Here is a 22,587-nt window from a genome sequence, read left to right on the forward strand (position 1 = left end):
GTGCCGGACGTTCGGGACGTGCCGGACGTGCGGGACGTGCCGGACGTGCGGGACGTGCCGGACGTGCGGGACGTGCCGGACGTGCGGGCGGACGGGATATGCACATCGGATGAAACGCGTGTGGAGCCGCCGCGGCGCGTGATACGTCTCCGTGTCATGGACGATCTTGTGACTGAGCGGCTCGTGCTGCATCCGTTGAGTGTTCTGGAGGCCGAACGGGTGGCGGCGGCCGAGCCCGCGGACGATGACCGCTGGGCGCCCGGATACCCCGCCGACGGCGACATGGTGGGGGCCAGGCGCTATCTGACGACCTGTGCGATCACCGGTGATCCCCAGCCCTTCGGTCCCTACGAGATCCGCCGTCGCGAGGACGGGTACGCCATAGGCGGTCTCGGCTTCCACGGCGCCCCGGACGAGGACCTCACGGTCACGATCGGCTACGGCCTGATCCCGTCGGCACACGGCAGGGGATACGCCTCCGAGGCCCTGCGCGAGCTGCTGCGGTTCGCGCGGGCGAGCGGGATCACCCGTGTCCAGGGCGACACCGACCATGAGAACACCGCGTCCCAGCGCGTCATGACGGCGGTGGGGATGCGGCTCGTCGCGGAGGACGAACAGCTGAGGTACTACGGGATCGTCTGGGCGTAGGAGCGAGGGGCCGGGTGCTGATCCGGGTGATGATCGGGTGTCACCCGGCCCGTCCGAGCGGGCCCCGCGGCCCCGCCGTCGCCCCGCCTCCCCGGATGTCCCGCTGCCCGCGGCTATCCGCGGCGCGCGGTGGGCGTACGCCGACGGGCCGCCGGCCGGTCGAACACGCTGTCCATGGAGGGCTCGTCCTCTCCCTCGCCATCGGGCAGCGGTGGCAGCTCCACGGTGTAGCGCGGTTCGAGGAAGATGTCGTGATGCTGCGGACGCGCGTTCGGCGCGGCCCCCGTGCTCGGCTCCTGCGGCGGATCCTGACGGGACGGAGAAGAAGGCATGCACAACCGTTCGGATAGTCGAGCGGCCGCGCGGCCCGAATGCCGATCGACCCGCTGGAAAGGTGTTTACCTCATCATTCCCCGTCCCGCATCACCGCGAGCGGCCGGAGCGTGGCGCCATCGGACCCGGCTGCTCGTCCGGCGTACGGCGTCCGCCTGTTCCACCGGGTGCGGGGCGGGGTGGTGAGAGTCCCCGGCCGCGCATCGCCCACCGGTCGGTGAGCGCGCCCGTACGGAGCTGATCCAGAGTACGCGAGAGCGGCCCCGGGACACGCATCCGGGAGCCCGGTCCCCGGGGACGACGCGATGGCCCCCCGCACGGTCATGGCCGTGCGCTTCCTTTCGTACCCAACGAGCATTGCGCGTGTGAACCTTCATCGTTCCGGAAGGCGGTGAGAGCGGTGGCCGAGCTGGTGAGGGGGCGGCGCACGCAGCCGGTCCTCGTACAGACGGTGCGGTCTGCCGCCGCCGCGACGATCGCCTATGTGGTTGCCCTCCGGCTGAGCAACGAGCCCGCACCGCTGACCGCTCCCCTGACGGCGCTGCTCGTCGTACAGGTCACGCTCTACTCGACCCTGACCACCGGCATCCGCAGGGTGAACTCCGTCGTCGCGGGGGTGTTGGTCGCCAGCGGCTTCAGTGTGCTGGTGGGGCTGACCTGGTGGAGTCTGGGGCTGATCATCGTGGCCTCGCTGATCGTCGGGCGGCTGGTCAGGGTGGACGAGTTCGTGCCGGAGGTCGCGATCAGCGCGATGCTCGTCCTCGGTGTGACCCGGGTGGCGTCCACCGCCTGGGACCGGGTGCTGGAGACGCTGATCGGCGCGGTGGTGGGGCTGCTCTTCAACTTCCTGTTCGTGCCGCCGGTGTGGGTCCGTACGGCGGGCCAGTCCATCGAGGATCTGTCCCGCCGTATGCGCCAGTTGCTGCTGCGTATCGGGGAGGGGCTGACGGAGACCACTCCGGTCGAGCGCGCCGCCGACCGGCTGCACGACGCGCGCCGGCTGGACCACGACATCAGCGAGGTGGACGCGGATCTCCGGCAGGCCGAGGACAGCGTGCGGCTCAACCCCCGGGTCAAGGAGGGGCTGCTGAACCGCGTGGTGCTGCGTACCGGTCTCGACACCCTGGAGATCTGCACGGTGGTGCTGCGCGTACTGGCCAGGACGCTGACCGATCTCGCCAAGGAGCGTACGGAGGAGCCGCTGTTCCCGCGGGAGGTGGGGATCGCGCTGAAGGAGTTGCTGGCCCGGATCGCCGACGCGGTCGTCAGCTTCGCCGTACTGGTCACCACGGAGGCCAGCCGGAGCGCCGAGACCGCGGAGGCACGGCTCGCCGAGGATCTGGCGGCGGCGCGCGTGAGCCGGGAACAGGTGGCGGAGCTGCTGCTGGAGGGCGTCCAGCGGCACCCTCGTCAGTGGCAGCTCCATGGCGCGCTGCTCGCGGAGATCGACCGGATCCTGGCCGAGCTGGACATGGAGAATCGTTCCCAGCGGCTGATGGAGGAGTTGGACCGCGCCTCTCGTGAAACGCGTGAACGATACCCCCGGCTGGCCGCCGCCTGGCAATGGGTACGGGAAGCCCTGCCGCGGCGTCGGGGATAAAAGCCGGCCGATATACCGGACCGGGAAAGGGCGCGGCGGCCGGGCTTCTCCCGGCCACCGCCGTGGCGTGAATCGCTCGTCCGCGGCGCAACGGGAAACTCGCGCCGAATTATTGACGGAGTTTTTGCCCACAACGCTTTGAGGCGAGGTGTATTCGGGCGGGGACGCCGTCATCCGCCCCCTCCGCGCCCCGCAATCATGGGCGCCATCAGCGAGGACGACGAGATCCGGCCGCTCGGCCGGAAGTGATCAGGAGCTTCGCCCCCGCCGCCCGCACGCGCCGCGCGGCCCGTTTTCCGGCGTCACAGCAGGTCCATGGGGTGTGCGGAGAGGGCGAGTTGGGTGGGGCGGTTGATGAGGCCGGTGCGGATGGCGGTACTGTGCGCGCGCGCCGTCATCGTGGGCGGCGCGGTTATAGCGGAGGATTTTGTGACTCTATTCAGCGGATCATGGCGGCGCAGAAGCGCCCTCATAACCGTCGCCACGGCAAGCGCGCTGGGTGTCGGCCTCTCGGCCGTTCCCGCGGTCGCGCACACGCCGACGTGGTCGGTGACCTGCTCCGAGGTCAGCCTCGACCTGACCGCCTACGGCAACAGCGACAAGAACACGGTGACGGTCACCGTGGACGGCAAGGACCTGCTGCCCACGGAGAATTTCAAGAACGACTTCCACCGGAAGCTCGATCTCCCCGAGCACAAGGCCGAGCTGAGCGTTCGTCTCATCGTGGTGGCCGCCGACGGCGACCAGTTCTCCAGGGACGAGACGAAGACCGCTCCGGTCTGCGACGAGCCCACCAAGCCGCCGACGTCGGACGCCCCGACGCCGCCTGCGACGCCTACGGAGGAGACGCCCACCACCGAGGCGCCCACGCCGACGCCTTCGGTGACGGACACGCCCTCCGAGGAGGCGAGCGAATCGGCTCCGGCGGAGGTTCCCTCCTCGCAGCCGAGCCCGGCCGGCGACGACCTCGCCGAGACGGGTTCCTCCAGCTCCACCCCGCTGATCGCCGGTGCGGCCGGTGTCGTACTGGTCGCCGGAGCGGGCATCATGTGGGCCGCGCGCAAGCGTCGTACCGCGGGCAACTGATCCACCGCTCGACACACCGCCCCGTCGCCACGCCGGACGCCGTCCGGACTTCCACCGCCAACACTCGGCGGCCCGGACAGTGGTGACCCGGCCATGAGGCATGGACCGGCCGACTGCTCGCCCCCCAGGGGCGCGTCTGCCGGACTCCCCGCGGCGGAGGTGGTGTGAGGCCGAGGAGGTACGGAGCGGGCGGGCGATCCCACTTGGGCGCCACCCCGACGTTCTCCTCGTACCGTGTGAGGCCCCGCGACATCCCCCGTTCGCGGGGCCTCGTCATGCGCCGGGTGACCCAGGCGCGGACAATGGACCGGACACCCGCCGACGCACTGGGGGCGCCATGGATCCGGTGGAGGCACTCGACAGGATCGCCTTTCTGCTGGAGCGCTCGCGGGCCGAGACCTACCGGGTACGGGCGTTCCGTACCGCCTCGGCGGTGGTGGCGGACATGCCCGCCGATGAGGTCGCCCGGCGGGCCGAGGCGGGCACCCTCGGCCGGGTGCGCGGCATCGGTCCCAAGACGTCGCAGGTCGTGGAAGCCGTCGTGAGGGGATCCGTGCCCGAGTATCTGGCGCGGCTGGAGCGGGAGGCCGCCGGGCCGCTCGCGGAGCGCGGGCACGCGCTGCGCGCGGCGCTGCGCGGTGACTGCCATCTGCACTCGGACTGGTCGGACGGGGGCAGCCCCATCGAGGAGATGGGGCGGACGGCCGCCGCGCTCGGCCATGAGTGGGCCGTGCTCACGGACCACTCCCCCACCCTCACCGTGGCCAGGGGTCTGACAGCGGAGCGGCTGCGCCGGCAGCTCGATGTGATCGCGGAGCTGAACGAGCGGTGGGCGCCGTTCCGGCTGCTGACCGGCATCGAGTGCGACATCCTGCCGGACGGCTCGCTCGACCAGGAGCCCGAACTGCTCGACAGGCTCGATCTGGTGGTGGCGTCCGTCCATTCGAAGCTGCGCATGGACGCCGCTCCGATGACACGGCGCATGCTCGCCGCCGTACGCAATCCGCTGACCGATGTGCTGGGTCACTGCACGGGACGGCTGGTCATCGGACGGAGCCGACGGGATCGCGGCGGATCGGGCGGCAGCCGGCCGGAGTCGGCGTTCGACGCCGACGCGGTGTTCGAGGCATGCGCCGATTCCGGCACCGCGGTGGAGATCAACAGCAGACCCGAGCGGCTCGATCCGCCCCGCCGGCTGCTGCGCCGGGCGGTGGCGGCCGGGGTCTTCTTCGCCATCGACACGGACGCGCACGCGCCGGGGCAGCTCGACTGGCAACTCCTGGGCTGCGCGCGGGCGGAGGAGTGCGACGTGCCCGCCGACCGGGTCATCAACACCTGGCGGGCCGAGGAATTGCGGGAGTGGACCCGGACCCGGTTGGCACCGGCCCCTGGCTGACCGATGCCCGCCGGGCGTGGCATCCGGGGCGGCGGGGAACGGTTGAGCGGGGACGGCGAGCGGGACTCAGCGGCCGTCCAACTCGGCGAACAGACTGGTGTCGAGGCGGGCCAGCAGATCGGTCGGATCCTCGTACACCTCCACCGCGCCGGTGGACTCCAGGGCAGCGCGCGAGATGCCGCCCGACAGCAGGGCGACGGGCCGGACACCGGCTCTGGTCGCCGCCTCCATGTCCCACACCGAGTCGCCGACGAACACCGCCAGCTCCGCCGGCGCCCCGGCCAGCGCCAGCGCCCGGCCGACCGGGTCGGCCGCGGGCTCGCCCGCCGCCGCTTCGTCCGCGCCCACGGTCCCCAGGATGACGTCATCGGCATTGACCGCCTCGCGCAGCGCGGCGATCTCGGCCGCGCCCGCCGAGGTGGCGAGTACGATCCGCCAGCCGCGGTCGGCGAGCGACCGCAGCAGATCACCGGCGCCCTCGAAGGCGGGCAGCCGGTTCAGGAAGGTCCCGTACAGCGCGGTGTGCGCGGCGCTGATCCGCGCGTCCTGGCCGCGGTCGCGCTCGTCACCGAGCAGATACGCGATCAGTTCGCCGGAATCGAGGCCGATCGCCCGGTGGATCGCCGACATCGGGAGCGTGTGGCCGGCCTGCCGGAACGCCTCCCACCAGGCCGTCACATGAAGGTGGTTGGTGTCGACGAGCGTTCCGTCGATGTCGAACAGTGCCGCGCGCGTCGCCATGTGTCTCCCGTTCCCGTTCGGGTCGGGCCCCCGGGGACACGCCCCGGGGGCCCGGATGCCTGGAGCAACGTCTTGATCATGCCGTCTTCTCCCGGCCCGGAACGGGTTGAGCGGGGCCGTACGGGTGAGCGACCGGCATCCGTGCGAACGCCCGGACGGACACGGTGAGAAGGCCCTACGCGTACAGGCTGTCGAGCCAGTCGCGCCACGCGCCCTCGATCGCCTTGGAGTCGGCGCCGGGAGCGAAGTCGTGCACGCTGACCCCCACCGGCGCGCCGAAGTGGTTCCTGCCGAACAGCCGGTACATCGCCGTGTCGGTGCGCACACCGACGAAGTACGCATCGCGGTAGTCGACGACGGCGTCGACGGGCCCCGCGCCGGGCAGTTCGACCCGTACGGCCGTCCCCTCCGGCGTCTCGTCCGGCAGCCCGAGCCCCCGGCTCGCGGTCTCAAGCGCGTCCGCGGCCAGGGAGGCGGCGGGTCCGTCCGCGCTGGCGAAGACCGCCGTGCGTCCGGTGAAGTGCAGCAGGTACTGGCGCAGTGTGTGCAGATAGAAGTCGGTGTGCTTGGAGGCACCGTCGTACTGGTTGTCCCAGTCGTCGACGAAGATGCCGCTGTGGACGTACCGCACCCACGAACCGCCGCCCTCGCGTGGCTCGATGACATGGTCGAGCTGATTCAGCGTCTGCTGCGGGATCCCTTCCACGTTCTCGACCCGGCCGGTGAGCCGCCGCGGCGGGTCCCAGGCCGTGACGGTGCCGCCGTGCGGTGCGGCCCCGCCCTCACGGGGCTCGTACTCCATGGGCCACAGCCAGCCCGCCGTACCGGTCGTGAGCGCTTCCCAGACCTGCTCGGGACTCGCGTCCACCTCGAACTCGCGGATGATCTCGAATTCCTTGGACATGACGACTTACTCCTGTGCGTGTGTGGGTGATGCGGGGTGGGACGCGGGCACGGCGGGCAGCGCGCCGGAGGTGTTCCCCCGGCTCTCGACGGCCGGTCCCGCGCCCGCCGGCCCGGCGGCCTCGGCCGTGACGGGCTCCGGTCCGACGGTGTCGGGCTTGAGGGTGCCGGGCTTGACGGTGGGATGGAGCGCGACGACGATCCGGTGATCGCGGCCGTTGTCGGCGTGTTCGTCGTGGTACTTGGCGATCAGCGCGCTGACGCCGCGGGTCAGCTCGTCGACGAAGGCCGCCCGGTCGGCCGCGGAGGCGAAGCGCACCTCCCCGTCGAGCGCGTAGGTGGCGAGCCGCTTACGGGCCTTCGTCGCGCCGGTGATCAGCGCGCCCACGTCGCGTACGAGCCGCGCGGCGACCGCGAGCAGCCAGCGCGCGGAGAGCTGGTCGCGGAAGCGGGCGGGGTCGGGCTGGACAGCGGCCAGCGCGAGCGGCGAGATGACATACGAGGCCGCGGTGGCCCGCATCAGCCGCTCGGTGACATTGCCCTTTCTCCGCTCGCCCGCGAGCTCCACCAGGCCGTGCCGCTCCAGGGCCTTGAGGTGGTAGTTCACCTTCTGCCTGGGCAGCCCCACCCGCCCGGCGAGCATCGTCGCCGACGCGGGTCCGACGGCCAGCTCGGCGAGCAGCCGGGCTCTCATGGGGTCCAGCGAGACGGCTGCCGCCGCCGCGTCCTCGATCACGGTCACGTCCAACATGGCCCCAGCATCGCACCGAAAACTTTTTCTGTCCAGAACCATTAGATTGTCGGCAAGAAGGCCCGGCGCGGGCCCGGCGCGGGCCCGGCGCGGGCCCGGCGCGTCAGTCCGAGGGCGCGGGCGGTGGCGGTGACGGTGGCGGCAGGCTCAGATGGGCCAGGTCGTCCGGGACCGGGGTGTTGGGGCGGAACAGCGGGGCCGACTCGCCGTCGGCGGCCGTCGCGGGTGCGTCGGTGAGCCGGAACCTTGCGCGCAACCGGGTGTAGAAGTCGGTGGGGCCCAACCGGACCAGCCGCAGCCGGTACTTGGCGCCGTACACGCCGACCCAGTCGCCGGGCCCGAGCACCCCGCGCAACTGTCCGTCGATGCTGAGCGCCACCTCCCCGGAGTGCGGCAACACCCGCATGGCCACCGGTTCGTCCGGCGCGGCCACGACCGTGCGGTCGAATGTCATGTGCGCGGCCACGGGCGTGAAGACCACGGCGTCCATGTGCGGGGAGAGCACCGGTCCCCCGGCCGCGAAGCTGTAGGCCGTCGAGCCGGTCGGTGAGGCAACGATGACCGCGTCCGCGGAGTACGCGGCGAGCAGCCGGCCGGCGATATAGACGCCCAGGCTGACCTGCCGGTCCCGGACGAGCTTCTCCAGTACGACGTCGTTGACCGCGACGATGTCCAGCGCCACCCCCCAGCCGTCGCCCACCGCGGTGTCCGGCCGGACATGGGGCGGTGGCAGCGTCGGTACGCGGCCGGAGCGCAGCAGCGCCTCCATGACGGAGGGCATCTGCGGAACACGGGACGTTCGCATGGTGAGCGTCATCCGCTCCTCGATCTCCGCGCGCCCCTCGTGAACGGCGTCCAGCGCCTTCGTGACCTTCTCCGCCGGGACTTCGGTCAGGAAACCGACCCGGCCCAGATCGACCCCGAGCACCGCGGCGTCGTTCTTGGCGGCGATCCGGGCTCCCCGCAGGAAGGTGCCGTCGCCGCCGAGGGTCAGGACGAGGTCGGGATGGCCGGCCGCCGTGGCCTCCTCCTGGCCGCCGTGGCGCGGTTCATGGTCCTTCCACACATCGATTTCCGTGCAGGGGATCCCGTGCGCGTGGCCCCAGGTGTGGACCGCGATCGCCGCCTCGACGGCCTCCGGGCGACCCCGGTGGACCACGAGACCGATGCGTTCGACAGTCATGCTCGCGCTCTCCGTGCGTCCGGTTCCTCGTGGGCGGTCCGCTCCGGCAGTCCGGGAGCGGCCCCGCACTGTCAAGCATCACCGATTGCCCGGCGGGACGGCCGGGGCCGGTCGGCCCCCCGTCGAATTCACCCGAATGGCGGATGGCTCCGGATGCCCACGCCAGGGCGACGACCACCGTGAGCGCTGGCCCGGGAGGCACCGGGGGCCACATCGCGGCGGGGCCGGCACGCTGCCCCGGTTGCCACGGGTCCCGGACGGATGCGCGATGGAGTCGTGCGCGCCTGACCGTGAGGGGCCTGATCCCGCAGACGCGCTTCCCCCACGCGAGGAGTGATCGCTGATGTCAGCCGATGGCGTGTTCGACAACCCCAGCAGGCTCAACGGTTTGGCCATATACGACAAGGACGGCGACAAGATCGGCAACGTCGGCCAGGTCTATGTGGGCGACCGGTCGGGCCGCCCGGAGTGGGTCACCGTGAAGACCGGTCTGTTCGGCATGAAGGAAAGCCTCGTCCCGCTGTCCGGCGCCCGCCGCGCGGGTGAGGACATCCACGTCCCGTACGCGAAGGAGACCGTCAAGGACGCTCCGCGACTGGACGCCGACGAGCATCTGGACCCCAGTCAGGAGAAGCAGCTCTACAAGCACTACGGTCTGACCGCCACGGGCGCGGGTCTGGGCATGGCCTCGGACACCGCCGCGGGTACGGGCACGACCGCCGGCACGGGCACGAGCGCGGGCACGGCACCGGGCACGGCCTCGGGCACGGGGCGGACGGGAGCCGGGACGGCGACCGGCGGGCTGGCCGGCGCGGCCACCAGTGGCGCGGGACGGCCCATGGCCGGGGTGCGCGGCTCGATGCCCGACGAGGGCAAGGAACGGCACGGCGAGGAGCTGATCCGGTCCGAGGAGCAGCTGCACGTCAGCACCGAGGAGCACGAGGTGGGCCACGCCCGGCTGCGCAAGGTCGTGGTGACCGAGAACGTGACCACCTCCGTACCGCTCAGCCATGAGGAGGTCCGGGTCATCCACGAGGCGATCGCGCCCGAGGACCGGACGGGCGTCCGCGGCTCCCTCATCGGGGAGGCCCAGACCGAGGTGACCCTGCACGCCGAGGAGCCGGTCATCCGCAAGGAGTCCGTGCCGGTCGAGCGCGTGCGCATGGAGACGGAGAAGGTGACCGAACAGAAGGAGGTCTCCGCCGAGGTCCGCAAGGAGCAGATCGAGTACGACACCGATCGGACCGATACGGACATGGGCGGCAGGCGCGGCTCCGGCCGCTGAACCCGACGGCATCCGGCCGCACGCCCCCGCCCACCACGTCCGCGTGGCCGGCGGGGGCAGGCCATACGCACACACGTCGTCTTGCCTCGTGAGTGGCATGGCCTCTCCGAGAGTTCGGACCGGTGGACCAGGTGGGTGCGCCACCGGTGGACCAGGAGGGTCGGGGAGCGTCAGCTCGCGGTCGGGCTGGCGCCGGCGCTTTCGCTCGCTGTCGGGCTGGTGGTCGAGGTCGGGCTCGCGCTCTGCGGCGGCGTGGTGATGGCCTTGCCCTCGGGGCTGACGACGAACCACTTGGCGCCGAACTCGGTCAGGTCCTGGCCCTTGGTGTCGCCGGGCTTGGTGTCTTCCCTGAACGTGTAGAGCGGGTGGCCGTTGTACATGGCCTGCTTGGTTCCGTCACTGCGGGTGGTGGTGGTCAGCAGGTTCGCCTTGACCCCGGTGCCCGCCTGCGGCGTGCCCTTGACGAGCGCGGGCGGCCAGTCGACGATGCAGTCCCCGCTGCACGTGGACTTCTTGGCCTTGTCCGCCTCGAAGAGGTAGAGCGTATGACCCTTGCCGTTGACCAGGATCTTCCCGAAGGGTCCGGTCTTGACGGATACCTTGCCCACTTCCTCGGACGGGTTCACCGACGGGGAGGCCGGCATGGACGAGGACGGGGAGGTGGTGGCGGAGGCCGCCACGAAGTCCGCGGGGTTCTCCTTGGACGCCGATCCGCTCCCACTGTCGGAGCAGCCGGCGAGCGCCCCGGCGCAGAGTGCCGCCGCGGCCACCGCGGTGGCTGTCCTGGTGTTGATCCTCATTCAGGTCTCCTCAGCTCAGGGGCCGCCCCACGGACAGCACAGCGCCCGCCCGATCGCGGCCTCAGCACCCACTACACGACAGGGTCGGAAAGCGGGCCACCGGACAGAGCCGTCCGGAGTACACGGCCCCGCGGGAGGCACGCGTCAGGCCCTCGTCCGGCGCCCGTCGACACCCCCGCGGACCTGGCATGTTCCGGTCTGGGCTCTGCCGATCGGGTGAGGTATCGTGGAGTGCTGCGAAGGGGAGTAGCCCCGCGAACCGGTCGTCGACACACTGGAACCCCCGGGTTCCCGGTGGCCGGGCCCACTGATCCAGTGGGCGGGCGAGACCTTCGGTCAGGCATTGACGGTGTCCGCGCCTCGCGGTCGCCGCCGTCGTGCCGGGCCGAGTCTCCTCCTGGCTCCGTACGGGGCTTCGCGAAGATCCGGGCCCGGCCCTCAGAGAAAGCCACCCGGAATGCATCTCGACCCCCTGGCGATCGTCACCGCCTTCGGGCTGATCTTCCTTGCGGAGCTCCCCGACAAGACCATGTTCGCGTCCCTGGCCATGGGGACGCGCATGCGCCCTCTCTACGTATGGTTCGGCACGTCGACGGCGTTCATCGTGCACGTCGCCATCGCTGTCGCGGCGGGCGGTCTCATCGGGCTCCTGCCCGACTGGATCGTCAAGCTCGTCTCCGCTCTGCTCTTCGCGTTCGGCGCCTTCATGCTGCTGCGCGGCGGAGGCGACGGGGAGGACGAGGAAGGCGAGAAGAAGACGGTCACCGGCTTCTGGCCCGTCTACTCCACCGCGTTCATGGCCGTCTTCATCAGCGAGTGGGGCGATCTCACCCAGATCACCACCGCCAACCTCGCTGCCAGCAACGGCACCTGGTCCACCGCCATCGGTTCGGCCGCGGCGCTGATGTCCGTATCCGCGCTGGCGCTGCTCGCCGGCCGGTTCATCGCCACCCGCGTCCCCCTCAAGACCGTCCAGCGCATCGGCGGTCTGTGCATGCTGGGCCTCGCCATCTGGTCCGTGACCGAGATCTTCGTGGGCTGACGAGCCGCCACATGGACAAAGCCCTGCCCGCCGGCGAGCGCCGGCGGGCAGGGCTTTCCGATGGGATGCGCAGGACGGTTCGGAGGGGACGGTTCGGACGGGACAGCGGCTCTCAGGCGGCCGGGGCCAGGTGCTTTTCGAGGACGGTGAGAACATCACGGGCCGCCGTGGGCCCGGTGTTGAGATAGAAGACATCGTCGTCGACCGGGATCGCCGTCTTGCCCGCGACGGCGGACAGCGTCGGCCAGAGCGGCGCCTTCGTCAGCGCCGACGCCTTGGACTCGGCTCCCTGGACCCCGTAGAACAGCCAGTCCGCGTCGGCCCGGTCCAGCTGCTCGTTGCTGATGTTCTGGGAGGTCTTGTCGAACTGCTGGCTCTTGGGACGGCCGAGCCCGGCGTCCTCGGCGATGCCTCCGGTGAACGAGGGCACACCGAAGACCCGCAGCCGGTCGCCGTTCAGCCGCAGGAAGGACACGGTCACCGGCTTGTCGAGGCGCGTGCCGAGTTCTTCGGCGTCGGCGTGGAAGTCGTCGAGATACGTCCGCGCCTGTTCGGTCTTGCCGAGTCCGTCGGCGACGAGCAGGAAGTCCTGCTTCCAGTACAGCCCGGTGCCCTGGGTGGCGATGGTGGGCGCCAGCTCGGTCAGCGCCGTATAGAGGGTCTTGGCGTTCTTGCCCGCGATGTTCATCAGGATCAGATCCGGCTTGATGTTCGCGATGGTCTCCAGGTTCGGGTCGACCCGCGAGCCCACGTCCACGACCTTCGCCAGCTGAGCGGCGTCCTTCGGGAAGTCGTCCTTCAGATACCGCGGTACGAGATCCGCCCCGTCCCCGCGGGTCGAGCCCGCCGGCACCGTGCCGAGCGTGAGCAGCGCGTCGGCCTGTCCTGTGGAGATCACCACGACCTTCTTCGGCGCGGCCTCGAGAGTGGTCTTGCCTTCGAAGTGGCCGACGGTACGCGGGAATTGCCCGTCGGGTTCGCCGCTCCCCATGCCCTTGGGCACGGAGCGGGGAGCCGTGTGGGCGGAGGTGGCCGAGGTGGCCGACGGGGCGGAGGTCCCGCCATCGCCCGACGGGTCCGTCGAGTTGGTGGAACAGCCGCTGAGCAGCAGGGCGCCGGCTATGGCGACGCCGCTGACGCGGCGGGTGAGAGGGAGATCACGGAAGCGGTACACGAGGCATTAGCTTAGGCTTCCCTAAGTGCAGATGAGTAGGTACGACAGTCATGCGATGGATCACATATCCGGAAGCGCGGGTTCCAAAGGGCCGCGATCCGTCGAACCGCCGGGCGGGCGCGCCCGGACCGGCGGGCGCCGCCGCGGAAAGCACCTCGCCGCCCTGGTGGTCTGTCTCGCCCTTGTCGTCCTGCTCGTACTGATCAGCCTGGGCGTCGGCGCGCGGGGCATCCCGCTGGGGACCGTGGGGCGGGTGCTGCTCCATGACGACGGAAGCCCGGAGGCCATCATCGTTTGGCAGTTGAGGATGCCCCGTACCGCCCTCGCGGTGGTCGTCGGTGCCGCGCTGGCGCTGGCCGGGGTCGTCATGCAGGCCATCACCCGTAACCCGCTCGCCGAGCCGGGCATCGTCGGCGTCAACGCGGGCGCCTCCTTCGCGGTCGTGGTCGCGATCGCCGCGTTCCATGTCACCGGCGTCTCCGGGTACATCTGGTTCGCCTTCGCCGGAGCGGTCCTGGCCGCGCTGATCGTCTATTCACTCACCTCGGGCGCCACCCGCGCGCACCACCACACCCGGCTCGTCCTGGCGGGAGCGGCGCTGTCCGCGAGCCTCGGGGCCGGTACGGGCATCATCACCATGTTCAACACCACGGCCTTCGACTCCTATCGCTTCTGGGTGGTGGGGGCGCTGGAGAACCGGGGTACGGAAGCGCTCACCGCCGCGGTCCCCTTCGTCCTGGTCGGGGCGCTCATCGCGGTGGCGCTCGGCCCGTCCCTGAACGCGCTCGCGCTGGGTGACGAGACCGGGGCGGCTCTCGGGCTCAGAGTCCCCTGGGTGCGCGCGGCCGGCTTCCTCTCGATCATGCTGCTCTGCGGCGCGTCGACCGCCGCCGCGGGGCCGATCGCGTTCGTCGGTCTGGTCGTTCCGCATGTGCTGCGGCTGGTCCTCGGCCCCGACCTGCGCCCGCTGCTGGCCTTCGCGCTGCCCGGCGGCGCCATTCTGCTGCTCGTCAGTGATATCGCCGGACGGGTGGTCGCGCCGCCGGGCGAGATCGAGGTCGGTATCGTCACGGCGTTCATCGGGGCGCCCGCGCTGCTCTGGCTCGTCGTCAGGCGCAAGGAGGTCGCGGCGTGAGCACCCCGCACCGGACCGCCGCCCCGACACGCGTACTGCGGCTTCCCGGCGAACTCACCCTGCGCTACTCGGGCCGTACCGCGGTCGTGATGACCGTCCTGCTGCTGGCCTGCGCCGCGGTGTGGGCGCTCAGCGTGTTCACCGGCACGTACCGGATCGACACGGGCCGGATCCTCGACGTACTCACCGGTGGCGGATCGGGGACGGACCGGTTCATCATCGTCGGTCAGCGGCTGCCGCGCGTCTGTGCCGCGCTGCTCGTCGGAGCGGCCCTCGGGCTGTCCGGGGCGCTGTTCCAGAGCCTGTCGCGCAATCCGCTCGGCAGCCCGGACGTCATCGGGTTCACCACCGGCTCCACCAGCGGCGCGCTCGTCGTCATCCTGGCCGGCGGTGGTACGGCCGGGGTCGGTGTCGGCGCGGGCTCGGTGCTCGGCGGGCTGGTGACCGCGGTGGTCGTGTACGCGTTCACCGCGTCGCGCGGTGTCTCGGGCAACCGGCTGGTGCTCGCCGGAATCGCCGTGGGCGCGATGCTGGCGTCGGTCAACGACTTCCTCATCACCCGCGCCGATCTGGAGTCCGCGGAGAGCGCCAAGGCCTGGACGTTCGGCAGCCTCAACGCTGTGTCCTGGCCGCAGGTGACGCCGCTGGCGCTGGCGCTGCCGGTACTCGCCGTCGCGACCCTGGCCGTGGGCCGGCCGTTGCGGCTCATGGAGATGGGGGACGACACGGCCGGCGCGCTCGGGGTGAACATCGCGCGCGTCCGCGCGCTCGGCCTGCTGCTCGGTGTCGCCCTGGCGGGCGCGGCCATCGCCGTCGCGGGCCCGATCGGCTTCCTGGCGCTGGCGGCACCTCAACTGGCCCGCAGGATCACCCGGGCCCCGGGTGCCCCGATCGGTTCGGCCATGCTCATGGGCGCGCTGATCCTCGCCACCGCCGATCTGCTGGCCCAGCGTCTCCTGTCCCCCTTCCAGATCCCGGTGGGGCTGGTCACCGGGGCTCTCGGCGGTCTCTATCTGCTGTGGCTGCTGTCCAGGGAGAAGAGGAACGCCCGGGCGCGATGAGCCCGAGCAGGCCGGTGGCGAATGGTCCCTCGGGGGAAGAGGTCGCTCCCCGACGGCCGGGCCGCGTCATGGTGGGCGCCCACCAGTGTTTACGATAAACACATGAGGCGATGGTCATCACGAGGCAGGACCCGGCCCGCGGGGCCGCGGATTCTCCTGCTGTCGCTGGTGACCGCGGTGCTGACCGGTCTGCTGGCGATGCACGGGCTGTCGTCCGTACCCCCGCCGGAAGCGCACACCGCTTCCGCTCCGTCCTCGTCCGCTTCGGCCTCCGCCACGGGCCCGCGGTCGTCCTCCGTACCCGCGCCCTCGGCTCATGCCATGGCCGCCGGCGCGGTGGACGGGGACTGCGCGCATCAGGGCGGCGGTGGCGGCGGGCATCTGGATCACGCGGATGCCACCTGCGCCGCCGCCGGTGTCGGTGCCGGTCCCGGGCTGCCGACCCCGCTCGCCTCCGCGCTGCCCGCCGGACCGCTCGACGTGCCCGCCGCGCTACGACAGGCTCCCGGGACGGCGACCGGCGACCGGGCGCCTCCCTCATTGAGCGAACTCCAACTCCTGCGCATATAGGCGCCGCTCCGGCGGCCGTTCCCCGCTGCCGAGCCGATCGCGTCGATCGGTTCGCGGGGCAGACGGCCGCGTTCGGTATGGCCCTTTTCTCCCCCACCACGCACAGGAGTCGTTCCACCATGACCTCGTACCGTCACGCGGCCCGCGCGGCCGCCGTCACCGCGGCCGTGTCCGCCGCCGCGCTCACTCTCGCCGCCTGCGGCACCGACAGCGGAAGTACGTCCGCCACCGCTTCGACGTCCGCGTCCGCCTCGGCCCCGGGTTCGGCCGCGGGCTCGCTGTACAACGCCGCGGACGTGGCCTTCGCGCAGGGCATGATCCCGCATCACCGGCAGGCGGTGGAGATGGCCGACCTCGCCGCCACCCGGGCCTCCTCGGCGGAGGTGAAGAAGCTCGCCGCCGAGATCAAGAAGGCCCAGGACCCGGAGATCAAGACCCTGTCCGGCTGGCTCACGTCCTGGGACGCACAGGTGCCCACGCAGGGCAGCATGGATCACTCGGGGCACTCGATGCCCGGGATGATGGCCGACAGCGACATGTCCACGCTGGAGAAGGCCACGGGCCCGGCGTTCGACACCGCGTTCCTGAACCTGATGGTCAAGCACCACGAGGGCGCGGTCGAGATGGCCAGGACCGAGAAGTCGGCAGGGGCCGACAAACGCGCCAAGGACATGGCCGACGCCATCATCACGTCCCAGAGCGCCGAGATCACCCGGATGAACAAGCTGCTCGACAACTAGCCAGGTCGTGTCCCGTCGGTCGGGGGCCGCGCCGCGCGCGGTCCCCGGTCGGTCGGGCGACGCTACGAGAGCGGCACTCCGCCACTCCCCGTACGGTCCGCGGCGGCCGGAACGGAGAGCAGCAGTTCGGGCCGGTCCCACATCACGGCCGGCGGGTTCGCCGCCACCGTGCCGGTCCGGCGGGCGCCCACGCTGCGGTAGAAACCCTCGGCGGGCGGATGGGAGACGACACGGACGGCGTCGAGTCCGGCGCCGCGCGCCTCGTCCGTCATGTGTTCGACGAGCCGTCGCCCGATACCGAGCCCTTGGGCGGCGTCCGCGACGAACATCAGATCCAGCTCGGGCGGATCGAGAACAAGTGCGTAGAAGCCGAGCAGCCGCTCGCCCGTGCGTACGGCTTCCGCGGCGCCGCGCGCCTCTCCCCCTTCGGTCGCCACGGCCAGGAAGACCCGGTGGGTCTCGATGTAGTCGGGGCCGACCCGGTACCCCGCGACCATCGGGGCGTACGGGCCCTCGTAGGCGCGGGAGACCCGGACGAGCCGGGTGAGCCGCCGGGCGTCCCGCGCGCTCGCCCGTCTGATCGAGACCGTCGTTCCGGCCGCACCTTCACCCACACGCGTAACTCGCGACACCATGGGGTGAGTATTACACCCTCGTAACTCCCGGCATGGGGCGCCCTTGCGCGGATCCGGACGGCCGACAGGATGGGGACCGGGACCGGCCCACCGAACCGGCCCTGGAGTGCGTCGCGTATGCCAGAGGTCCAGACCGAGACCCGGTTTCTTTCTTTGCCCGGCGATTATTGGCATGGTCATGCAGAAGGTTCAGCATGGAATCGCACTACGCGCGTCACCCCTTCCAGGCAATGGATTTCGGGAGACCCCATGGAACCCCACGCCCCCACACCGTCCCGCCGCGCCTTACTCCGCTCCGGTGCCGGTCTCGGCGCCGCCGCGCTGGGACTCGCCACGATCTCCGCCTCCACGGCCCGCGCCGCCGACGACCGCCGTACTCCCGGTGAACGCGGCGCCCCCGACAGCGGACCGCGTGCGTCCGCCGGCTATCCGCCCACCCACTGGATCCCGGCCAGCACCTCCAACTACACGGTGTCCAGCCGTCCGACGACGTATCAGGTCGACTTCGTCGTCATCCATGTGACGCAGGAGACCTTCCCCGACGCGATGAAGATCTTCCAGAACCCGGCCAAGAAGGTCTCCGCGCACTACATGGTCGCCTCGGCGGACGGGTATATCGGGCAGTTCGTACGCGAGAAGGACGTCGCCTGGCACGCGGGGAACTGGAACTACAACACCCGCAGCATCGGCATCGAGCACGAGGGCTGGGTGGACAGGCCCGAGTACTTCACGGACGCGATGTACGCGTCGTCCGCGGCGCTGACCGCAGCCATCTGCGGCACATACGGCATCCCCAGGACACGCGAACACATCATCGCGCACAGCGAGGTCCCCGGCGCCACGCACACCGACCCGGGCCGGCTCTGGGACTGGGACCGGTACATCGCACTGGTCAACAGCTGACCGGTCGGTCGGGTCCACCACGGGCCGGTCGGGCGTTCCACCACGGGCGCGGTCGGCGGTCGTTGCCGGCCGCGCCATCGAACACAGCGGGCACGCCGCCCCGTTCGGGTGAGGATTCCCCTCCGGCCTGGCGATCGTCCCGCCCCGCGTGCCATAAGGAGGAGGCAACATCCCACCGGGGAAAGGGAATACCGTGAACAGACCGCGCACCTGGCGCCGCGTCGCCTCGGGTCTCGCCGCGCTCGTCATCGTCGGCTCCGGACCGCTGGCCGCCACTCCCGCCGGCGCCGCCGACATCACCGACTCCCCCGCCGCCGCCTCCTTCGCGGCGGGCGATCCCCTGCCCACGCGATCGGCATGGATGCCCGTGGGAGAGCCCCGGGGCAAGGTCGTCTCGCGGATCACCCTGAGCATCCGTGAGGAGCCGACCTCGCACTCCGCCTATCTGGGCGGCCTGCGGCCCGGTACGGTCATCCCCCTCTTCTGCAAGGTCAGGGGCGAGAACGTGGACGGCAACAACCTGTGGTACCTGCTCGGGGACGCACGACCGGGCTATGTCGCGGCCCGTTACGTCGAGAACCAGTCACCGGTGCCGTACTGCCGGCGGTGACTTCGCCGAGGGGGACCGAGAACGGCCGGGTGGCGACGGACGTGAGCCCGCCGCCGCCACCCGGCCCACCGACCTAGGGCGTGTATCGAAAGTCCCGCCTGGCTCGCGGCGTCCGGTACGCACGCTCGCTGCGTTGTCGGAGTCGTCCAAGTAGCTCCGCTACGAGGACGATCCTCCGCCTTGCGATCGCACGCACCGGACGTCGCGAGCCCCGCCCTGCGGGCGGACGGCGCTACTTTCGATACACGCCCTAGGCGAACGGTGTCAGGAAGTCCTTCGGCGCGAGTGCCCGGCTCACGATCCGGGTGTCACCGATCCAGCCGTAGAAGCCCTGGCCGAACCGCTCGTCGAACTGGGTGGCGCCCAGCACGAAGGGCTTGCCCAGCGTGGCGATACCGGTCGACTTCTGGGCCGGGTTGCGCGCGATCTTCGAGCCGTCCACGTACATCACCGTACGACGGCCGTCGTTGACGAGGGCGATATGCATCCAGCGGCCCACCGGGACGGCGTGGCTCCAGGAGGTGGGGTCGGCGTCCTGGCGCTGCGGATAGACCACGAACTGGAGGAATCGCTCCGGGGAGAGATTGAGGCTGCAGGTGGGCTCGTCGGGCGACCAGCCGGTCGTCTTGCCCGCGTCGCCGTTGCGCCCCTCCCAGCTGAGGATCCCCATCCAGGCGTGATCGCCGTCGAAGGGCTCCGGCAGCTTGATGAAGGTCTCGATGGTGTAACCCGAGGTGAAGGTGGCGCTGTTGAGCGGGGCGCCCGCCGCGGTGGTGAGGACCGCGCCGCGGTCCGGCGCCTTCCCTCCGTCGAAGCGCAGGCTCGCGTGGGCCGGCTGGCCGAGGTGGTGCTCGGTGGACCAGGTCAGCGCGTCGTCGCCGCTCGTGTGCAGCCGACGCACCGTCAGATCGTTGCCGTTGCCGGTCAGGTCACGGGCGACCCTGCCGTCCGTCACCGGCTTGCCGGCCCGGCCGCCGTCCGGCAGTCCGGAGGAGTCGAACCGCCAGTACGCGACCGTTCCGCGCGGCATCACGGCGGAGGCGGGCCGCGGGGCGGGCGGTACGACCGGCGCGAAGCCGGCGAACCGTTCGGTGAAGTCGATGTCCAGGCTGAACCGGTCGACCGGGCCGGTCAGTTCGATGGTCTCGGCCTCCAGCGGCGTCCGCTTCTCCGGGTCGCGGGAGAGGAACCACGGTGAGAACGTCTCGACATCGATGACCCCGCGGGCCAGATCGAAGCCGTACAGCCGGATCATCCCGGCACCGCCGTAGTAGCGGTCCTGGTAGTTGGTGATCTGGACGTGTACGTCATGACCGGCGTCGTTGGTCAGTACGGTGCGGCCCGGCGGCCAGTAGTGACCGCCCAGGGCCAGGAAGATCTGGTCGTTGCCGCGGACGATGCCGTCCCACAGCCGCTTGCCGTTGTCGGAGAGCTGGGCCGCGCCGTCGTCGTCCGACCACGCGAGGTCGTGGGTGGTCAGCACGGTCGGCAGCGAGGCGTGCTTGTCGAGCACGCCCTGCGCCCAGCGCAGTCCCGCGTCCGACACCCGCCAGTCCAGGGCGAGGACCAGCCACTCGCGGCCCGCCGCGCGCACCACGTGGTAGCTGTTGTAACCGTCGGGCGAGGCACCGCCGAAGGTCGGCATGGAGGCGTAGCGCTTCGGCCCGAAGGCCTTGAGATACGCGCTGTCACCACGCTGGTCGTCCATCGACCCGTTGATGTCGTGATTGCCCGCGAGGACGCTGTAGGGCACCTTGCCGTGCAGGGTACGGAAGGTGTCGGCGGCGAGTTCGATCTCCTCCTCGGTGCCGTGCTCCGTGACATCACCGAGGTGCGTCATGAACGCGATGTTCGATTCGCCCCGCTCGGAGACGAGGTAGCGGAACGTCTCGCGCAGCGGCGCCGGGTCGGAACTGTCGGCGTCGAAGAGGTACTGGGTGTCCGGAAGGACGGCCAGCGCGAACCGGGGGCCCTCGGCGTCGAACCGGCCTCCGCCGCCCCCTGCCGTGGCCGCCGCCGTCGCTGTGGCGGCCCGCGCCGGTACGGTGTCGAGCGCCGTCGCCGCGGCGCCCGCCGCCGGTACGACCAGCGCGGCCTGCAGGAGCGCCCGTCTGTCCAGGTTCTTCTTGCTGTCTGCCGTACTCATGCGTACTCCATGAACTGGATGTCCGTGTCCGCTGCACTGTGCTGATCGGCCGTGTCCGCACGATGGCAGGGAGCTGAACGGTGGCCGCCCTTCGTCGCACGAATCGGACCGTTGGGCGCGAAGGAGCCCACACAGCGCGAAAGTGGCATCGGAAAGAAGTCCTGACCTGTCGGTCCGTCGGGTCCGCCGGGTCCCCCGGGTTCGGCACCGACGCCGCTGACGCCGCCGGAGTGATGCACGATGATCTTCGCAACGGCCACGCGACAGCGCGTGCGCCCGAGTGGAGGGGATTCCTGATGCGCCGTCACGGAACTGTCCTGGATGACCTCGATCGCAAGATCCTCACCGCGCTGATCGCCGACGCCAGGGCGAGTTTCAAGGAAATCGGTCTGGCCATCGGGCTGTCGGCGCCCGCGGTGAAGCGCCGGGTGGACCGGCTGCGGGAGGACGAGATCATCACCGGTTTCACCACGGTGGTCACTCCGTCGGCGCTGGGCTGGCACACCGAGGCGTATGTGGAGGTGTTCTGCGAGGGGGCCGCGCCGCCGAAGCGGCTGGCGGAGGTCGTCAGGAACCACCCCGAGGTCCAGTCGGCCGTCACCGTGACCGGGCGCGCCGACGCGATCCTCCATATCAGGGCGCTCGACGTCGAGCACTTCGAGGATGTCCTCGAACGGATCCGCGCGGAGTCGTTCGTGAAGGAGACGCACAGCTTCGTGGTGCTGTCGCATCTGCTGCCGAGCAGTCCCGAGGCGGGGTCCGGTCGCTTCTCACGGATTAACGAGTAGCCGCTCTCCCGCCCTCACACGCAACAGAGTTGCGGTCCCACGCAACATTCCTCTCTTGTTCGCGGCTCCCGGGCCTCCTTATTCTGGTGCCCCTCTCCCCGGTTCTACGAAAGGGCCGTTCATGGTGGAACGACGGACAGCGAGAAAGCGCCGTTATCTGGTGTGCCCGCCGGAGTATTTCGAGGTCCGCTATGCCATCAACCCCTGGATGACATCGGAGGTGCCGGTCGATTCCGCGCTGGCGCTGCGGCAATGGGAAACCCTCGTCTCCGTATACCGGGATCTGGGACATGACGTGGAGCTGATGACGCCCGTCGCCGGTCTTCCGGACATGGTGTTCGCCGCCAACTCCGCTCTGGTACTGGACGGGAGGGTGTTCGGCGCGCACTTTCACGCGCCGGAGCGGCGGCCGGAATCCGGTCACTACCGGGCATGGTTCGAAAGCGCCGGCTTCGAGGTGGGCACACCTGTCCATATCTGTGAGGGAGAGGGGGACTTCATACCGGTGGGAGGGCTCCTTCTCGCGGGGACAGGCTTCCGTACCCTGCCGCAGGCGCACCAGGAGGCCCAGGAGTTCTTCGGTGTGCCCACGGTCAGCCTGCGCCTTGTCGACCCGCTCTTCTACCATCTGGACACGGCGATGTTCGCGCTCGACGACGACAATGTCGCCTATTATCCGGGCGCGTTCTCACCGGGAAGTCAGCGGGTACTGAGAACCCTCTTTCCTGACGCGGTGATCGCGACCGCGCAGGACGCCAAGTGCTTCGGTCTCAATTCCCTGTCGGACGGGCGTCATGTGGTCATCGCCGAGGACGCGGTCGGTCTCATCGAGGCGGTGGCGGAGCGCGGTTACCGTCCGGTCCCGGTGGATCTCTCGGAATTCCGGAAGGCCGGCGGCGGGGTGAAATGCTGTACGCAGGAGATCCGTACAGAGTAGGTCCGTACGCGCGTGATCGGCACCGCGGTGGATCCGCCGTACACGGGCGCTTATGAGGTTGAGCCCCGAGTTCGGCCCGTGCTACCACTGACGGGTTCACAGAAAGCTGATCATGAAACA

The 22,587-nt window shown here is 70.6% G+C and carries 23 protein-coding genes; 14 read left to right on the plus strand and 9 right to left on the minus strand.

All coding sequences use genetic code 11. From position 1 onward, the window contains the following. The first annotated feature begins 156 nt into the window (after positions 1-156). Entirely contained in the window at positions 157-648 is a 492-nt protein-coding gene (locus tag M1203_RS13635; RefSeq protein WP_249949896.1) for a GNAT family N-acetyltransferase, read from the plus strand. Positions 649-761: 113 nt separating this feature from the next. Here the strand turns inward: M1203_RS13635 and M1203_RS13640 are convergent, their stop codons facing one another. Then, positions 762-980, minus strand: a complete 219-nt coding sequence (locus M1203_RS13640) for a hypothetical protein (protein ID WP_249949897.1) — start codon at positions 978-980, stop codon at positions 762-764. 401 nt (positions 981-1,381) lie between these two features. Between M1203_RS13640 and M1203_RS13645 the strand changes: the two genes are divergently transcribed. From M1203_RS13645 to M1203_RS13655, 3 genes are all read left to right on the plus strand, one after another. Beyond that, positions 1,382-2,581, plus strand: a complete 1,200-nt coding sequence (locus M1203_RS13645) for an aromatic acid exporter family protein (protein WP_249949898.1) — start codon at positions 1,382-1,384, stop codon at positions 2,579-2,581. A gap of 429 nt (positions 2,582-3,010) precedes the next feature. Beyond that, positions 3,011-3,667: an LPXTG cell wall anchor domain-containing protein gene (locus M1203_RS13650; protein ID WP_249949899.1), complete on the plus strand. Its 657-nt coding sequence runs from the start codon at positions 3,011-3,013 to the stop codon at positions 3,665-3,667. Positions 3,668-4,004: 337 nt separating this feature from the next. Continuing rightward, complete coding sequence (locus M1203_RS13655; protein WP_249949900.1) at positions 4,005-5,063, plus strand: PHP domain-containing protein; 1,059 nt, start codon at positions 4,005-4,007, stop codon at positions 5,061-5,063. A gap of 66 nt (positions 5,064-5,129) precedes the next feature. Here M1203_RS13655 and M1203_RS13660 read toward each other — a convergent pair whose 3' ends face one another. The 4 genes from M1203_RS13660 to M1203_RS13675 all read right to left on the minus strand — a co-directional run bounded on the left by M1203_RS13660 (position 5,130) and on the right by M1203_RS13675 (position 8,641). Beyond that, positions 5,130-5,804, minus strand: a complete 675-nt coding sequence (locus M1203_RS13660) for an HAD family hydrolase (RefSeq protein WP_249949901.1) — start codon at positions 5,802-5,804, stop codon at positions 5,130-5,132. Positions 5,805-5,979: 175 nt separating this feature from the next. Continuing rightward, entirely contained in the window at positions 5,980-6,708 is a 729-nt protein-coding gene (locus M1203_RS13665) for an SRPBCC domain-containing protein (RefSeq protein WP_249949902.1), read from the minus strand. Positions 6,709-6,714: 6 nt separating this feature from the next. Beyond that, positions 6,715-7,458, minus strand: a complete 744-nt coding sequence (locus M1203_RS13670; RefSeq protein WP_249949903.1) for a helix-turn-helix domain-containing protein — start codon at positions 7,456-7,458, stop codon at positions 6,715-6,717. A 103-nt stretch (positions 7,459-7,561) separates the two neighbouring features. Beyond that, the gene (locus M1203_RS13675) at positions 7,562-8,641 is read right to left on the minus strand and encodes an NAD(+)/NADH kinase (protein WP_249949904.1); all 1,080 of its coding nucleotides are present in this window, start codon (positions 8,639-8,641) and stop codon (positions 7,562-7,564) included. A gap of 343 nt (positions 8,642-8,984) precedes the next feature. Between M1203_RS13675 and M1203_RS13680 the strand changes: the two genes are divergently transcribed. After that, positions 8,985-9,926 carry a DUF2382 domain-containing protein gene (locus tag M1203_RS13680; protein ID WP_374402882.1) on the plus strand — a complete coding sequence of 314 codons (942 nt, stop codon included), beginning with the start codon at positions 8,985-8,987 and terminating at the stop codon, positions 9,924-9,926. Positions 9,927-10,096: 170 nt separating this feature from the next. Here M1203_RS13680 and M1203_RS13685 read toward each other — a convergent pair whose 3' ends face one another. Beyond that, positions 10,097-10,726 carry a hypothetical protein gene (locus M1203_RS13685; RefSeq protein ID WP_249949905.1) on the minus strand — a complete coding sequence of 210 codons (630 nt, stop codon included), beginning with the start codon at positions 10,724-10,726 and terminating at the stop codon, positions 10,097-10,099. Positions 10,727-11,183: 457 nt separating this feature from the next. Here M1203_RS13685 and M1203_RS13690 point away from each other — a divergent pair, with 457 nt between their 5' ends. Then, on the plus strand, positions 11,184-11,768 hold the full coding sequence (locus M1203_RS13690; protein ID WP_249949906.1) for a TMEM165/GDT1 family protein: 585 nt from the start codon (positions 11,184-11,186) through the stop codon (positions 11,766-11,768). 112 nt (positions 11,769-11,880) lie between these two features. On the opposite strand, the gene M1203_RS13695 is transcribed toward M1203_RS13690, so the two are convergent. Beyond that, positions 11,881-12,942: an iron-siderophore ABC transporter substrate-binding protein gene (locus M1203_RS13695; protein ID WP_249949907.1), complete on the minus strand. Its 1,062-nt coding sequence runs from the start codon at positions 12,940-12,942 to the stop codon at positions 11,881-11,883. A 55-nt stretch (positions 12,943-12,997) separates the two neighbouring features. Here M1203_RS13695 and M1203_RS13700 point away from each other — a divergent pair, with 55 nt between their 5' ends. The 4 genes from M1203_RS13700 (at position 12,998) to M1203_RS13715 (ending at position 16,448) form a co-directional block, all read left to right on the plus strand. Next, on the plus strand, positions 12,998-14,077 hold the full coding sequence (locus tag M1203_RS13700) for an iron ABC transporter permease (protein ID WP_249949908.1): 1,080 nt from the start codon (positions 12,998-13,000) through the stop codon (positions 14,075-14,077). After that, a complete protein-coding gene (locus M1203_RS13705; protein ID WP_249949909.1) occupies positions 14,074-15,138 on the plus strand; it encodes an iron chelate uptake ABC transporter family permease subunit in 1,065 nt (354 codons plus the stop codon). Before M1203_RS13700 ends, M1203_RS13705 begins: the two co-directional genes overlap by 4 nt. Positions 15,139-15,240: 102 nt before the next feature. Beyond that, entirely contained in the window at positions 15,241-15,708 is a 468-nt protein-coding gene (locus M1203_RS13710) for a DUF6153 family protein (protein ID WP_249949910.1), read from the plus strand. Positions 15,709-15,827: 119 nt separating this feature from the next. Then, positions 15,828-16,448 (plus strand): DUF305 domain-containing protein, encoded by a 621-nt coding sequence (locus M1203_RS13715; protein WP_249949911.1) that lies wholly within the window; start codon positions 15,828-15,830, stop codon positions 16,446-16,448. Positions 16,449-16,510: 62 nt separating this feature from the next. On the opposite strand, the gene M1203_RS13720 is transcribed toward M1203_RS13715, so the two are convergent. Beyond that, positions 16,511-17,083 carry a GNAT family N-acetyltransferase gene (locus tag M1203_RS13720; protein ID WP_249949912.1) on the minus strand — a complete coding sequence of 191 codons (573 nt, stop codon included), beginning with the start codon at positions 17,081-17,083 and terminating at the stop codon, positions 16,511-16,513. A 249-nt stretch (positions 17,084-17,332) separates the two neighbouring features. Here M1203_RS13720 and M1203_RS13725 point away from each other — a divergent pair, with 249 nt between their 5' ends. Both M1203_RS13725 and M1203_RS13730 read left to right on the plus strand, forming a co-directional pair. Then, positions 17,333-17,986, plus strand: coding sequence for an N-acetylmuramoyl-L-alanine amidase (locus M1203_RS13725; RefSeq protein ID WP_249949913.1), 654 nt, complete (start codon positions 17,333-17,335; stop codon positions 17,984-17,986). A 193-nt stretch (positions 17,987-18,179) separates the two neighbouring features. Next, on the plus strand, positions 18,180-18,596 hold the full coding sequence (locus tag M1203_RS13730) for an SH3 domain-containing protein (protein ID WP_249949914.1): 417 nt from the start codon (positions 18,180-18,182) through the stop codon (positions 18,594-18,596). 250 nt (positions 18,597-18,846) lie between these two features. Here the strand turns inward: M1203_RS13730 and M1203_RS13735 are convergent, their stop codons facing one another. After that, positions 18,847-20,742, minus strand: coding sequence for a LamG-like jellyroll fold domain-containing protein (locus M1203_RS13735; protein ID WP_249949915.1), 1,896 nt, complete (start codon positions 20,740-20,742; stop codon positions 18,847-18,849). 296 nt (positions 20,743-21,038) lie between these two features. On the opposite strand from M1203_RS13735, the gene M1203_RS13740 reads away from it, so the two are divergent. Together M1203_RS13740 and ddaH are read left to right on the plus strand one after the other, a co-directional pair. Then, complete coding sequence (locus M1203_RS13740; RefSeq protein ID WP_249949916.1) at positions 21,039-21,530, plus strand: Lrp/AsnC family transcriptional regulator; 492 nt, start codon at positions 21,039-21,041, stop codon at positions 21,528-21,530. Between the two features lie 121 nt (positions 21,531-21,651). Continuing rightward, entirely contained in the window at positions 21,652-22,467 is an 816-nt protein-coding gene (ddaH, locus tag M1203_RS13745; RefSeq protein ID WP_249949917.1) for a dimethylargininase, read from the plus strand. The last annotated feature ends 120 nt before the right edge of the window (positions 22,468-22,587 follow it).

Origin of the sequence: Streptomyces sp. 35G-GA-8 (assembly GCF_023534745.1) — a bacterium.
In the GTDB taxonomy this organism is placed as follows: Bacteria; Actinomycetota; Actinomycetes; order Streptomycetales; family Streptomycetaceae; genus Streptomyces.